At 65.6% G+C, this 12,749-nt stretch carries 11 protein-coding genes; 9 read left to right on the forward strand and 2 right to left on the reverse strand.

Annotation, left to right across the window (positions count from 1 at the left end):
- Nucleotides 1-110 precede the first annotated feature (110 nt).
- The 7 genes from AC3RCP_RS17465 (at nt 111) to AC3RCP_RS17495 (ending at nt 8,491) form a co-directional block, all read left to right on the forward strand.
- Nucleotides 111-1,403: a glycosyltransferase gene (locus AC3RCP_RS17465; RefSeq protein ID WP_007924860.1), complete on the forward strand. Its 1,293-nt coding sequence runs from the start codon at nt 111-113 to the stop codon at nt 1,401-1,403.
- Between the two features lie 210 nt (nt 1,404-1,613).
- On the forward strand, nt 1,614-2,519 hold the full coding sequence (locus AC3RCP_RS17470; RefSeq protein ID WP_101339438.1) for an AraC family transcriptional regulator: 906 nt from the start codon (nt 1,614-1,616) through the stop codon (nt 2,517-2,519).
- A 257-nt stretch (nt 2,520-2,776) separates the two neighbouring features.
- Nucleotides 2,777-3,619 (forward strand): iron uptake transporter permease EfeU, encoded by an 843-nt coding sequence (gene efeU / locus AC3RCP_RS17475; RefSeq protein WP_492571299.1) that lies wholly within the window; start codon nt 2,777-2,779, stop codon nt 3,617-3,619.
- A 9-nt stretch (nt 3,620-3,628) separates the two neighbouring features.
- Nucleotides 3,629-4,828, forward strand: a complete 1,200-nt coding sequence (efeO, locus tag AC3RCP_RS17480) for an iron uptake system protein EfeO (protein ID WP_492571298.1) — start codon at nt 3,629-3,631, stop codon at nt 4,826-4,828.
- Between the two features lie 18 nt (nt 4,829-4,846).
- Complete coding sequence (gene efeB, locus AC3RCP_RS17485; RefSeq protein ID WP_492571297.1) at nt 4,847-6,169, forward strand: iron uptake transporter deferrochelatase/peroxidase subunit; 1,323 nt, start codon at nt 4,847-4,849, stop codon at nt 6,167-6,169.
- Nucleotides 6,170-6,199: 30 nt separating this feature from the next.
- The gene (efeO, locus tag AC3RCP_RS17490) at nt 6,200-7,024 is read left to right on the forward strand and encodes an iron uptake system protein EfeO (RefSeq protein ID WP_492571296.1); all 825 of its coding nucleotides are present in this window, start codon (nt 6,200-6,202) and stop codon (nt 7,022-7,024) included.
- Nucleotides 7,025-7,291: 267 nt separating this feature from the next.
- The gene (locus tag AC3RCP_RS17495) at nt 7,292-8,491 is read left to right on the forward strand and encodes an MFS transporter (protein ID WP_101338165.1); all 1,200 of its coding nucleotides are present in this window, start codon (nt 7,292-7,294) and stop codon (nt 8,489-8,491) included.
- A gap of 362 nt (nt 8,492-8,853) precedes the next feature.
- Here the strand turns inward: AC3RCP_RS17495 and pssA are convergent, their stop codons facing one another.
- Nucleotides 8,854-10,197 carry a CDP-diacylglycerol--serine O-phosphatidyltransferase gene (gene pssA / locus AC3RCP_RS17500; RefSeq protein WP_007932925.1) on the reverse strand — a complete coding sequence of 448 codons (1,344 nt, stop codon included), beginning with the start codon at nt 10,195-10,197 and terminating at the stop codon, nt 8,854-8,856.
- Between the two features lie 206 nt (nt 10,198-10,403).
- On the opposite strand from pssA, the gene AC3RCP_RS17505 reads away from it, so the two are divergent.
- Complete coding sequence (locus AC3RCP_RS17505; RefSeq protein WP_007932924.1) at nt 10,404-10,982, forward strand: TetR/AcrR family transcriptional regulator; 579 nt, start codon at nt 10,404-10,406, stop codon at nt 10,980-10,982.
- Between the two features lie 54 nt (nt 10,983-11,036).
- Nucleotides 11,037-11,516, forward strand: coding sequence for a nuclear transport factor 2 family protein (locus tag AC3RCP_RS17510; protein WP_053261441.1), 480 nt, complete (start codon nt 11,037-11,039; stop codon nt 11,514-11,516).
- A 108-nt stretch (nt 11,517-11,624) separates the two neighbouring features.
- Here AC3RCP_RS17510 and sfnG read toward each other — a convergent pair whose 3' ends face one another.
- A complete protein-coding gene (sfnG, locus tag AC3RCP_RS17515; protein WP_492571295.1) occupies nt 11,625-12,719 on the reverse strand; it encodes a dimethylsulfone monooxygenase SfnG in 1,095 nt (364 codons plus the stop codon).
- Between the last annotated feature and the right edge of the window lie 30 nt (nt 12,720-12,749).

A 12,749-nucleotide genomic window follows, 5' to 3' on the forward strand; every position in this document is an offset into this window, starting at 1 on the left:
GACCCGACGAGCGCCTCGGCCATGGGCGCCAGGGCGGCCGCGCCAGCGCCCTGCTGTGGTTTAATGGCGCCCCCCGCAGACACCCCCGCGTTTTTCAGGAATACCCACTCATGAGTCCGACCGCCGCCACCAAAGTCCTGGTCATTGGTTACGTCTGGCCCGAACCCCGCTCATCGGCGGCCAGCGGGCACCTGATGCAGATCCTCCAGGTCTTGCTCGGGCAAGGCTGGGACATCACCTTCAGCAGCCCGGCCAACCCCGGCGAGCACAAGGAAGACCTGAGCGCCCTGGGCATCCGCGAGTGCCCGATCGAACTGAACAACAGTAGCTTCGACCGCTTCATCGCCGAACTGGCGCCGGATATCGTGCTGTTCGACCAGTTCATGATGGAGGAACAGTTCGGCTGGCGCGTCGAACAACAGTGCCCCGGCGCGCTGCGCGTGCTCGAGACCTCCGACCTGCAGAGCCTGCGCCACGCCCGCCATCAGCGCCTCAAGGAGCACCTCAAGGCCAGCGACGACAACGATGACTTCAGCGCCCTGTTCGCCCCCGCCGCCGCGCAGGAGTTCGCCGCCATGGCCGACACCGACCAGGCCCGTCGCGAAATCGCCGCGCTGTACCGCTGCGACCTGAGCCTGATGATCTCCGAGTTCGAGATCGAGCTGCTGGTCGGGCAATTCGGTTTGCCGCCGGCCTTGCTGCACTGGTGCCCGCTGATGCCCGAGCACATGCCGCACAGCTATGTGCCCTTCGCCGAACGGGCGCACTTCCTGAGCATCGGCAACTTCCGCCACGCGCCGAACTGGGACGCGGTGCTGTGGATGAAGAACGCCGTGTGGCCGCTGATCCGCCAGCAGCTGCCGGGCGCGCAGTTGCATCTCTATGGCGCCTACACCCCGCCCAAGGCCGCGGCCCTGCACAACCCGGCCCAGGGTTTCCTGGTGATGAACTGGGCCGAGGATGCCTTGCAAGTCATGTCCGCCGCGCGGATCTGCCTGGCGCCGCTGCGCTTCGGCGCGGGCATCAAGGGCAAGCTGCTGGACGCCATGCTTTGTGGCACGCCGAGCGTCACCACCCCGGTCGGCGCCGAAGCCATGCACGGTGACGCGCCCTGGCCGGGAGCGATTGCCGAGTCGGCCAGCGCCATCGCCGCGGCGGCGGTGCGCCTGTACCAGGACCAGGCGCTGTGGAGCGCGGCCCAGGAACAGGGGCGCCAACTGTTGCTTGCGCGCTATCGGCAACAGGTCCACGGCCCGGCCCTGATCGAGCGCCTGCAGTACTGCCGGGCGAACCTGGCGCAACTGCGCCGCGATAACTTCACCGGCGGCATGCTGCGTCACCATCACCACAAGAGCACCCAGTACATGGCGCAGTGGATCGAAGCGAAAAACCGCCTGGCCTGAGGCACGCCCGCCGATCCCGGACACCCGCCCCTGTAGCCGCTGCCGCAGGCTGCGATCGACCCCGAAGGGGGCGCCGCTCTTGAGGGCCCTGAAGGTCCTGCGGACCTTATCGCAGGCTGCGCCAGCGGCTACAGGTGTAACGGCCGGCACTGGTGCTGAGGGTTTGAAGGAGGCATGATCGGGCGCAACAACGATAAAAAGCGCAGCGCCATGAGCCGATCAGCGAGAGTCACCGACCCTTCCTACGAATTGATGGACGACCACAACGGCCTGTCGATCATCTATCGCCAGCACGGCTTCCCCTGCCCCCTGGTGCGCTGGCATTTCCACAAGGAATACGAGCTGCACCTGATCGTCGCCAGCTCCGGCAAGGTGTTCATCGGCGACTACATCGGCAACTTCCACCCCGAATCGCTGTTCCTCACCGGCCCCAACCTGCCCCACAACTGGATCAGCCAGGTGGCCGAGGACGAAGTGGTGGCCAAGCGCGACATGCTGGTGAACTTCACCGACGAGCTGTTCGAAAGCGGCTATCAGGTGTTCGCCGAACTCAAGAGCCTGACGCCGCTGCTGGAGCGCGCGCAGTACGGCATCGAGTTTCGTTGCAAACGCACCATCGCCCAGGCCATGGAGCTGATGCAGCGCATCGCCGACTCCAGCGGCATCACCCGCCTCGGGCACTTTTTCATCCTGCTGGAACTGCTGGCCGCCTGTGACGATTACCAGTTGCTGTCCGGCGCCACCAACGTGCAACTGGCCGACGAGCACAACGTCGACCGCACCAACCGCGCGGTGGACTACATCTTCGCCCACTACGCCCGCGAACTGCCGCTGGAGGAAGTCGCCGACTACCTGGGCATGAAACCCACCTACTTCTCCCGGGTGTTCAAGCAGGCCACCGGCCGCTGCTTCGTCGAGTTCGTCAACCGCCTGCGCATCAGCAAATCCTGCGAATTGCTGGCCGACGGCGACAAGCCAGTGACCGACGTGTGCTTCGAGTCCGGCTTCAACAACATCTCCAATTTCAACCGGCGCTTCCAGCAACTCAAGGGCATGACCCCTTCCCACTACCGACGCCTGGCCGTGCAGCGCCTGACCGAACAGAACCTGGCCTGACCCCACAAACACCGCCGCCCCCTTCGTAGGAGCGAGGCTTGCCCGCGATGCAGGCACTGTGGTGTGTCAGGCATTGTGCGGCGTGGCTATCGCGGGCAAGTCGGATCGCCGCCCGCTCGCTCCTACAGACACAAACACGCGCCCCACGAAACGCGCCCCGTTCAGCTCACGTTCAGCAAATAGCAATCATCGCCATTTGTGAATACGTATCATTATGTTACAACTTAGCTCCCTATCTATCTCCCCGCCGGTGCTGAATGCTCGTTCCATTTCTGATCATGCTGCGCGAAGGGATCGAAGCCGCGCTCATCGTTGGCATCATCGCCAGTTACCTGCAACAGACCGGACGCGGCCAGTGGATGCCGGCCGTGTGGATCGGCGTGTTTCTCGCCGTGGCCCTGGCCCTGCTGGTGGGCGGTGGCCTGGAGCTGATGAGCGCCGAGTTTCCGCAAAAGCAGCAGGAACTCTTCGAAGGCATCGTCGGCCTGGTGGCCGTGGGCATCCTCAGCTCCATGGTGTTCTGGATGCGCAAGGTCGCGCGTTCGCTCAAGCATTCCCTGCAAACCTCGCTGGACCAGGCGCTGACCGGTTCCCGGCACCAGGTCACGGCGCTGATCGCCATGGTGTTCTTCGCCGTGGCCCGCGAAGGCCTGGAAACCGTGTTCTTCCTGCTCGCGGTGTTCCAGCAGAGCCAGGGCCCGGCCGCGCCCATCGGCGCCCTGCTCGGCCTGGTACTGGCGATCGTCGTCGGCTGGCTGATCTACAGCGGCAGCATGCGCCTGAACCTCAGCGCGTTCTTCCGCTGGACCGGCCTGTTCATCCTGGTGGTGGCCGCCGGCATCCTCGCCAACTCGGTGCAGGCCCTGCATGAAGCCGGGGTCTGGAACCACCTGCAGGGCGTGCTGTTCGACTTCAGCGCCAGCCTGCCGATGGACGGCCCGCTGGGCTCGGTGCTGGCCGGCATGTTCGGCTACCAGGACGCGCCGACCGTCAGCACCCTGGGCGCCTATCTGATCTACCTGCTGGTGACCCTGGTGCTGTTCTTCATGCCCGGCGCGGCACCCGCCGCCAGCCCATCGTCTTCCGTTTCCAGCCAGTAAGGCCTTTCCATGACCCAGCAAGCCTCCCCACAGCCCCCGATACCGAGCGTCCTGCGCTGGGCACTCGCGGGCTCCGTGATGGTGATGATCGCCGCCGGCGGGCTGTTCTATTACGCCTCGCAGCTGGCCGCCAGCAAGCGCCAGGCGCACCAGGACGAAATCACCGTGACCATCCACCCCCGCAGCTGCGAGCCGAACGCCCTGAGCGTGCCGGCCGGGCCAGCGAGCTTTCGTATCGTCAACCGCTCGGACCGCGCTGTGGAATGGGAAATCCTCGACGGCGTGCTGGTGGTCGAAGAACGGGAAAACATCGCGCCGGGCCTGAGCCAGGTGATCAACGCCAGGCTGCAGCCCGGCGACTACGCCATCACCTGCGGCCTGCTGAGCAACCCGCGCGGCACCCTGCATGTGACCCCGACGGCCGAGTCCGACGCCCAGGCCAAGGCCCGGCCGTCGATGGTCGCCTTTATCGGCCCGCTGTCGGAGTTCCGGGTCTACCTGAGCCGCCAGAGCAGCGCCCTGATCAAGGCCGTGACCGAGCTCGAGCACGCCATCCAGGCCGGCGACCTGGCCCAGGCCCGGGCCTTGTACCTGCCGGCGCGCGCGGCCTACCAGCGTCTTGCTCCGGCCGCCCAGCGCCTGGGCGAGCTGGACAACAGCATCAACGCCCGCGCCGACTATTTCGAAAAACGCGAGCAGGACCCCGCCTTCGTCGGCTTCCACCGCCTCGAATACGCGCTGTTCCAGCAACGCGACCTGAGCGGCCTGGCGCCGATCGCCCAGCGCCTGCTCAGCGATGTCACCACGCTCAAGCAACAACTGCTGGCCCAGTCGCTGCCACCGGAGCAACTGGTCAGCCTGGTCGCGCGCACCCAGCGCAGCATCGCCGAGGTGCGCGCCGCCAGCGGCGAGGAAGAACGCTACAGCCACAGCGACCTCAACGGCTTTGCCGCCAACCTGGAGACCACGCGCAAGGTCGTCGACCTGCTGCGACCCTTGCTGGCCAAGCCCTCCGCCCCGCTGCTGGCGCAGATCGACAGCGCCCTCGGCGCCCTCGACAGCCAGTACAGCGCTTTGCGCAGCGCCGATGGCTACGCCTCCTACGACAGTGTCGGCGCCGATCAGCGCAAGCGGATCGCCGACCAGGCCAAGGTTCTGGCCGATGCACTCGATGGAATCGATCCCGCCCTTGGCCTCTCCGGCCTGTAAGCAGAAGACCTCCGCCCGATGAACGATTCAGACGCTTCCAATCCAGCTTTCTCCGCCCAACGCCGTCGCGTACTGCTCGGCATGGGCGCCGCCGGTGTGGCTTTGGCCGGCAGCAGCCTGAGCTGCCCGGCGCTGGCAGCCCAGACCGGGAAAGCCGCCGCCCAGGTCACGCAAGCACCGAGCAGCGACCAGACCCTGGACCGCCACGACTTCCACGGCCAGCATCAAAGCGGCATCGTCACCCCGCGCCCGGCGGCCGGCATGCTGGTGGCGTTCGACGTGCTGGCCAGCGACCGCGAGGACCTGGAGCGGCTGCTGCGCACCCTCGACCAGCGCATCAAGTTCCTGATGACCGGCGGCCCGGTGCCCCAGGTCGATCCGAAACTGCCGCCGCTGGACTCGGGCATCCTCGGCCCGGTGGTGCCCCCGGACAACCTGACCATCACCGTCTCGGTGGGCGCCTCGCTGTTCGACGAGCGCTTCGGCCTGGCCGCGGCCAAACCCAAGCGCCTGATGCGCATGGTCGGCTTCCCCAACGATGCGCTGGAACCCGACTGCTGCCACGGCGACCTGAGCCTGCAGTTCTGCGCCAACACCGCCGACACCAATATCCACGCCCTGCGCGACATCGTGAAAAACCTCCCGGACCTGCTGCTGGTGCGCTGGAAGCAGGAAGGCAGCGTGCCGCCCCAGGCCCCGGCGCGTCCTGGCGAGCCGGCGCAGAGCGCGCGCAACTTCCTGGGTTTTCGCGACGGCTCGGCCAACCCCGACTCCAACGACCGCAAGGCCATGGAGCGGATCGTCTGGGTCCAGCCAGGCAGCGACGAACCGGCCTGGGCCGCCCACGGCAGCTATCAGGCGGTGCGCATCATCCGCAACTTCGTCGAACGCTGGGACCGCACACCCTTGCAGGAACAGCAAAGCATCATCGGCCGGGTCAAGGCCTCGGGCGCGCCCATGGACGGCCAGCAGGAACACCAGGTGCCGGACTACCGCAAGGACCCGCACGGCCAGCTGACCAAGCTCGACGCCCACATCCGCCTGGCCAACCCGCGTACCGCCGAAACCCAGCGCAACCTGATCCTGCGCCGGCCGTTCAACTACTCCAACGGGGTGAACAAGAACGGCCAGCTGGATATGGGCCTGCTGTTCATCTGCTACCAGGCCGACCTGGAGCAAGGCTTCATCGCGGTACAGACCCGCCTTAACGGCGAGCCCCTGGAGGAATACCTCAAGCCGGTGGGCGGCGGTTATTTCTTCAGCCTGCCCGGCGTCAGCGGCGAGCAGGACTTCCTCGGCCGCACGCTGCTCGAGGCCACCCAAGCGAAAACCAGCGCCTGACCACCACCCACCCCCCTACGGAAACGTCCCATGAAAAAGTCGCCCCTCGCTGTGTTGCTGACCCTTGGCCTGCTGCATGTTCCGCTGTCGGCGGTTGCCGCCACCTCGCCGCTGGAGCTGGTGGGGCCGATTTCCGACTACAAGATCTACGTCACCGAGCAGCTCGACGAGCTGGCCAGCCACACCCAGGCCTTTACCGACGCGGTAAAGAAAAGTGATTTGGCTACGGCTAAAAAACTCTACGCACCGACCCGGGTGTACTACGAGTCGATCGAGCCGATCGCCGAACTGTTCAGCGACCTCGACGCGGCCATCGACTCGCGGGTCGACGACCACGAACAAGGCGTCGAGGCCGAGGATTTCACCGGCTTCCACCGCATCGAGTATTCGCTGTTCGCGCAGAACTCCACCCAGGGCCTGGACGCCCTGGCCGACCGCCTGAACAAGGACGTCAAGGACCTGCAGGCCCGCGTCGCCGGCCTGACCTTCCCACCGGAAAAAGTCGTCGGCGGGGCCGCCGCCCTGCTGGAGGAAGTGGCCGCGACCAAGGTCTCCGGCGAGGAAGACCGCTACAGCCACACCGACCTCTACGACTTCCAGGGCAACATCGACGGGGCGAAGAAAATCGTCGACCTGTTCCGTGCGCAGATCGAGCAGCAGGACCCGGCCTTCGTCGCCAAGGTCGACAAGAACTTCGCCACGGTGAACAAGATCCTGGCCAAGTACAAAACCGCCGACGGCGGCTTCGAGACCTACGACAAGGTCAAGGACAACGACCGCAAGGCGCTGGTGGGCCCGGTCAATACCCTGGCCGAAGACCTCTCGACCCTGCGCGGCAAGCTGGGCCTGGACTGAGCTCCGGGTACCCGGCCCGATCTTGCGTAGGAGCGAAGCTTGCTCGCGATAAACCCGCCAGGACAACGCGGTGAAATTTGACGACCGCCGCTGCGCGGCTATCGCGAGCAAGCTTCGCTCCTACAGGCAGCCGTCCGGCCGGCGTGCCGATGACTCGCCCCGTCACCTGCCCTGCTGGGCTACCATCACCTGCGCCAATAACCCTGGGCGCGGGCGCGTTTTAGCGATAACGTCCCGCGCACTCCCGACTTTCATGGAAGACCCTGCATGTCCACTGCCACGGCCCAACCGCCGCAGACCGCCGCGCCGTTCAAACTGCTACCGCTGATGCTCGCCTACATGGCCTGCACCATGTCGATGATGGCCTTCGTCTCGTTGATCGGCCCGATCGTGCGCGTGCTCGGCCTGGCCACCTGGCAGGCCGGCGCGGCGGTGACCGTTTCCGGGGTGATCTGGATGCTCCTGGCGCGCCCCTGGGGCCAGGCCAGCGACCGCTTCGGGCGCCGTCGGGTGCTGCTGCTCGGCACGGCCGGCTTCACCCTCGCCTATTGGGCGCTGTGCCTGTTCATCGATGTCTCGCTGCACCTGCTGCCGGGCATGTGGCTGGCCTTTATCGGCCTGATGCTCGGGCGCGGCCTGATCGGGGTGTTCTACGCGGCCATTCCGGTGGGCGGCTTTGCCCTGATCGCCGACAACGTCGAACCCGAACATCGGGCCCGCGCCATGGCCACCCTGGGCGCCGCCAACGCCGTCGGCCTGGTGTTGGGGCCGGCCGTGGCCGCGCTGCTGGCCCGGGTCAGCCTGAGCCTGCCGCTGTATGCCATGGCCGTGCTGCCGTTGGCGGCGTTCCTGGTGTTGCTGTACAAGCTGCCGCGCCAGGAACTGCACCTCAAGCAGGCGCCGCGCTCGGTACGCCTGAGCGACCCACGGCTGCGCCGGCCGATGGCGGTGGCCTTCGTCGCCATGCTTTGCGTGTCCATCGCGCAGATCACCGTGAGCTTCTACGCCCTCGACCGCCTGGGCCTGGACAGCGCCGACGCCGCCCAGGCCGCCGGTATCGCCCTGGCCATGGTCGGCGTGGCGCTGATCTGCTCGCAACTGGTGGTGCGCAAACTCGAATGGCCGCCGCTGCGGATGATCCGCGCCGGCGCGCTGCTGGCCGCCAGCGGTTTTGCCGGCTGCATGCTGGTGGAGACCGCCTGGGGACTGTGGCTGGGGTTCTTCGTCTCGGCGGCGGGCATGGGTGCGATCTTCCCGTCCTTCTCTGCCCTGGCGGCCAACGCCGTGGACGCCTCGGAACAAGGCGCCACCGCCGGTTCGATTGGCGCGGCCCAGGGGTTTGGCGTGGTGATCGGCCCGTTGGCCGGCTCGCTGATCTACGCCGTCGAACCGCGCCTGCCCTACCTGATTGCCACGCTGTTGCTGCTGTTGGTGGCGGCCTGGCCGGCGGCGAAAAGCCCCAGCTGATCCGGCCGCTGATACAGCTGTAGCCACTGCCGCAGGCTGCATACGTCCCGAAGAGGCGCGGCGATCTCGAGACCGATGAAGGCCCTGCGGGCCTTGTCGCAGCCTCGCGGGCTCGGCAGCGGCTACAGGATCGGGGCCTGGCTTCGTGTAGCCGCTGCCGCAGGCTGCGTACGTCCCGAAGGGGCGCGGTGATCTCAAGACCGATGAAGGCCCTGCGGGCCTTGTCGCAGCCTCGCAGGCTCGGCAGCGGCTACAGGATCGGGGCCTGGCTTCGTGTAGCCGCTGCCGAAGGCTGCGATAAGCCCCGCAGGGGCTTCAGGGCCAGCAAGAACGACTCCATCGTGGATCGTTCGCCGCGGACCTCAGAGGATGCGGTAGAGCAACCGCTCGATGCGCACCCGGCTGACCCGGCGCAGGAACTTGCCGACGGCCGCCGGGTAGTCCACCAGGGTTTCCAGGCGCTGGAAGTGCTCGATGCGCCGGGTGTGGCGGAAGATCGTTTCCAGCTCCTGGCGCCGCGGTTCCAGCAACTCGCCCTTGGGGTCGTCGAGCAGCAAGGCGTTTTCCAGGTCGAGGCGGAAGGCCCGCGGGTTGAGGTTGTTGCCGGTGAGCAAGGTGTAGCGCTGGTCCACCCACATGCCCTTGAGGTGGTAGGTGTTGTCGCCATCGCGCCACAGGTGCAGGTTCAGGCGGCCGCTGTCGATGGCCTTCTGATGCCTCTTGGCGAAGCGCCGCAGGCTGATCTCATAGAGGTACGGCAGCGCGGCGATGACCTTGAACGGCTCGCTCGGCGGAATGTAGAAGTCGTTGGCGGTCTTGTCGCCGACGATGATGTCGATCTTCACCCCGCGCGCCAGGGCGCGGTTGATTTCCCGGGTCACCGCCAGCGGCAGGTTGAAGTACGGCGTGCAGATCGTCAGTTGCTGCTGGGCGCTGGCGATCAGTTCGCAGATGACCCGGCTCAGCGGGTTGTTCTTGCCCACCCCGAGCAGCGGGCTGACCGACAACTGGTCCTTGAGCACCCCGCCGGCACTGGTGTCGTAGGCCGCGTGCTTGAGGCGGCTGCGCAGGTCGCCGATGTCGTTGCGCAGGCTGCGGGTGGTCGGCAGGTTCGGCAGGTCCAGGCGATGCACCGCCCGCGACGCTACCAGGCCATGCTGGACCAGGTGCTGCATGGAGTCGGCCAGCTCGCGGTTGTGCAACAGGTGATAGCGGTCGAAGCGGTATTTGTCGAACTTGTGCAGGTACACGTTGTTCAGGCTGGCGCCGCTGTAGATCACGCAATCGTCGATCACGAACCCCTTCAGGTGCAGCACGCCGAACAGCTCGCGGGTCTGCACCGGCACGCCGTACACCGGCACTACGCTTTCGTGGGTGCGGGTCATTTCCTGGTACCAGGCCGAGTTGCCCGGCTGCTTGCCGGCGCCGATCAGCCCGCGCTGGGCGCGCAGCCAGTCGACCACGACCACCACGTCCAGCTCCGGACGCGCGGCCTTGGCGGCGTGCAAGGCATCGAGAATTTCCTGGCCGGCCTCGTCCTGTTGCAGGTACAGCGCGACGATATAGATGCGCCGGGTGGCCTGAGCGATCTTCTCCAGCAGGCAACGGCGGAATTCGGCGGCGCCATTGAGGATGGACAGGTCATCGGCAGCCAGCGGGAAGCTGCGCAATTTTGGCAGCAGGGAACGTTTGAAAAGCGACGGCATAGGGCTCGCAGAAGGTCGAATCCAAAAGAGCGCAAGAGCTTACACCAAGGTGCCGGCCCGGGTCTTGCGGGGCGCTGTGAAGATTTGTCGCCTGCCCTCTGGCGCCTGCCGCGCAAGCGCGGGTGACGGGATGGGTCGCGATAATAAATTCATCGATCGAAAATAACTTGTTGACCAAGGAGAACGATCGTTCTACTGTACGCCACATGAACGAAATCACTAGCAACGACACACGCGACATCATTCTGGATGTCACCGAAAAGTTGATCTATAAAAGTGGCATCGCCGCCACGGGCATGGATCTTCTGGTGAAGACCGCCGGCGTCTCCAGAAAGAGCATCTACCGCTACTTCACCACCAAGGACGAACTGGTGGTGGCCGCCCTGCAACGCCGCGACCTGCGCTGGATGCACTGGTTTCGCAGCGAAGTGGACAAGGCCCCGACCGCGGCCGCGCGCCTGCTCAACCTGTTCACGGTGCTGGGCGGCTGGTTCGCCTCGGAGGACTTTCGCGGCTGCGCCTTCATCAATACCAGCGGCGAGACCGGCGACCCGCAGGACCCGGTACGGGTGGTGGCCAGGGCGCACAAACAGAAACTGTTCGACTACGTGTTCGAGCTCTGCAAGGAACACGCCTCGGAAAAACCCGGCACCGAAGATCCGGAGGAGCAAGCCAGACAGCTGCTGATCCTGATTGACGGGGCCATTACCGTTGCACTTGTGATGGGTGATCGCAGTGCCGCCGATAATGCGCAATGCATGGCGCGAAAGTTATTGGACCTGTAATCGTTTAAAACAAGTTCGACACTGCTGAACCTCAACTTTCATTGGAGACTTTAAATGTCATCTAACGCTGAAGTTCGTCCGCCACTTCCCCCTTTCACCCGCGAATCGGCCATTGAAAAGGTCCGCCTGGCCGAAGACGGTTGGAACTCCCGCGACCCGCAGCGGGTGTCCCTGGCCTACACCCTGGACACCCAATGGCGTAACCGCGCCGAGTTCGCCCACAACCGTGAAGAAGCCAAGGGATTCCTGACCCGCAAATGGGCCAAGGAACTGGACTATCGCCTGATCAAGGAACTCTGGGCCTTTACCGACAACCGCATCGCTGTGCGTTACGCCTACGAATGGCACGACGACTCGGGCAACTGGTTCCGCTCCTACGGCAACGAGAACTGGGAGTTCGACGAGCACGGCCTGATGGCCAACCGCTACGCCTGCATCAACGACATGCCGATCAAGGAAAGCGAGCGCAAGTTCCACTGGCCGCTGGGCCGGCGCCCGGATGACCATCCGGGGCTGTCCGACCTGGGCCTGTAACCTTCTTCTGTAGGAGCGGCCGGTCGACGCTCGATTGCGCGCGATGCTGGCGACGCGGTGTGTCCGCTAAACCGCTATCGCGAGCAAGCTTCGCTCCTACAGTCCACCTCAAGCCGCGGCATCCTGCCGCTTCAGCGCCGCCTTGGCTTCCAGCTCGCGCACCAGTGGCAACACCCGCTTGCCGAAGTACTCCACCTCTTCCTGGAAATGCAGGAACCCCGCCAGCACCAGGTCCACGCCCACGGCCTTCAAGGCGACGATGCGCTCGGCGATCTGCTGCGGCGTGCCGATCAGGTTGGTCTTGAACCCGTCGTTGTACTGCACCAGGTCCTCGAAGGTGGATTTGGCCCAGTTGCCCTCGCCTTCCGGCGATGCCTTGCCCGCCTGTTTCGCCGCGTCGCCAAAGGCATTCACCGCTTCCGGATCGGCCTGGTCGATGATCTCGGCCAGCACCGCGTGTGCTTCCTCCTCGGTGTCGCGGGCAATCACGAAGGCATTGACCCCGACTTTCACCGAATGATGGTTCGCCGCGGCCTTGGCACGGATGTCGTCGACCTGGGCCTTGATGCCTTCCGGCGTGTTGCCGTTGGTGAAATACCAGTCGGAGACGCGTGCCGCCATGTCCCGCGCAGCGCGGGAACTGCCGCCCTGGAACACTTCCGGCTGACCCAGCGGCTTGGGCTTGAGGCTGTAGTTGTCGAAGCGATAGAAGTCGCCACGAAAAGTGAAGTTGTCCTGGCTCCAGATGCCCTTGAGGGAACGGATGAATTCTTCGGAACGCCGATAACGCTCGTCGTGCTCCAGCCAGTGTTCGCCGATGGCCTGGAACTCGCCCTTGAACCAGCCGCTGACGATATTCACCGCGATCCGGCCATGGGTCAGCTGGTCGATGGTCGCCAGCTGCTTGGCCGCCAGCGCCGGTTGCCAGGGGCCGGGCAGGATCGCCGCGATCACCTTGAGCTTGTCGGTGGCGGCCAGCAGCGCATGGCTGAACGCCACGGACTCATGCTGGAACTCGGCGCCGTAACCGGCGGTGAAACGGATCTGGGTCAGGGCGTACTCGAACCCGGCGGCCTCGGCCAGCTGCGCCAGCTTGCGGTTGTAGTCGATGCCCCAGTGGGTGCGCTGCTCGATCTTGCTGACCACCAGCCCGCCGCTGACGTTCGGTACCCAGTAGGCAAATTTGACGGCTTGCTGACTCATTGGCGTGTCCTCGCGACTGAAGTGTCCGGG

Source organism: Pseudomonas sp. GW822-FHT05A08 (assembly GCF_058800485.1).

Excerpts from the sequence above, each read along its gene's own strand:
- efeO (WP_492571296.1), top strand. The coding sequence starts at position 6,200 with ATGAAAAAGTCGCCCCTCGCTGTGTTGCTGACCCTTGGCCTGCTGCAT.
- sfnG (WP_492571295.1), bottom strand. The coding sequence starts at position 12,719 with ATGAGTCAGCAAGCCGTCAAATTTGCCTACTGGGTACCGAACGTCAGC.
- efeU (WP_492571299.1), top strand. The coding sequence starts at position 2,777 with ATGCTCGTTCCATTTCTGATCATGCTGCGCGAAGGGATCGAAGCCGCG.
- AC3RCP_RS17495 (WP_101338165.1), top strand. The coding sequence starts at position 7,292 with ATGTCCACTGCCACGGCCCAACCGCCGCAGACCGCCGCGCCGTTCAAA.
- AC3RCP_RS17510 (WP_053261441.1), top strand. The coding sequence starts at position 11,037 with ATGTCATCTAACGCTGAAGTTCGTCCGCCACTTCCCCCTTTCACCCGC.
- pssA (WP_007932925.1), bottom strand. The coding sequence starts at position 10,197 with ATGCCGTCGCTTTTCAAACGTTCCCTGCTGCCAAAATTGCGCAGCTTC.
- efeO (WP_492571298.1), top strand. The coding sequence starts at position 3,629 with ATGACCCAGCAAGCCTCCCCACAGCCCCCGATACCGAGCGTCCTGCGC.
- AC3RCP_RS17465 (WP_007924860.1), top strand. The coding sequence starts at position 111 with ATGAGTCCGACCGCCGCCACCAAAGTCCTGGTCATTGGTTACGTCTGG.
- efeB (WP_492571297.1), top strand. The coding sequence starts at position 4,847 with ATGAACGATTCAGACGCTTCCAATCCAGCTTTCTCCGCCCAACGCCGT.
- AC3RCP_RS17505 (WP_007932924.1), top strand. The coding sequence starts at position 10,404 with ATGAACGAAATCACTAGCAACGACACACGCGACATCATTCTGGATGTC.
- AC3RCP_RS17470 (WP_101339438.1), top strand. The coding sequence starts at position 1,614 with ATGAGCCGATCAGCGAGAGTCACCGACCCTTCCTACGAATTGATGGAC.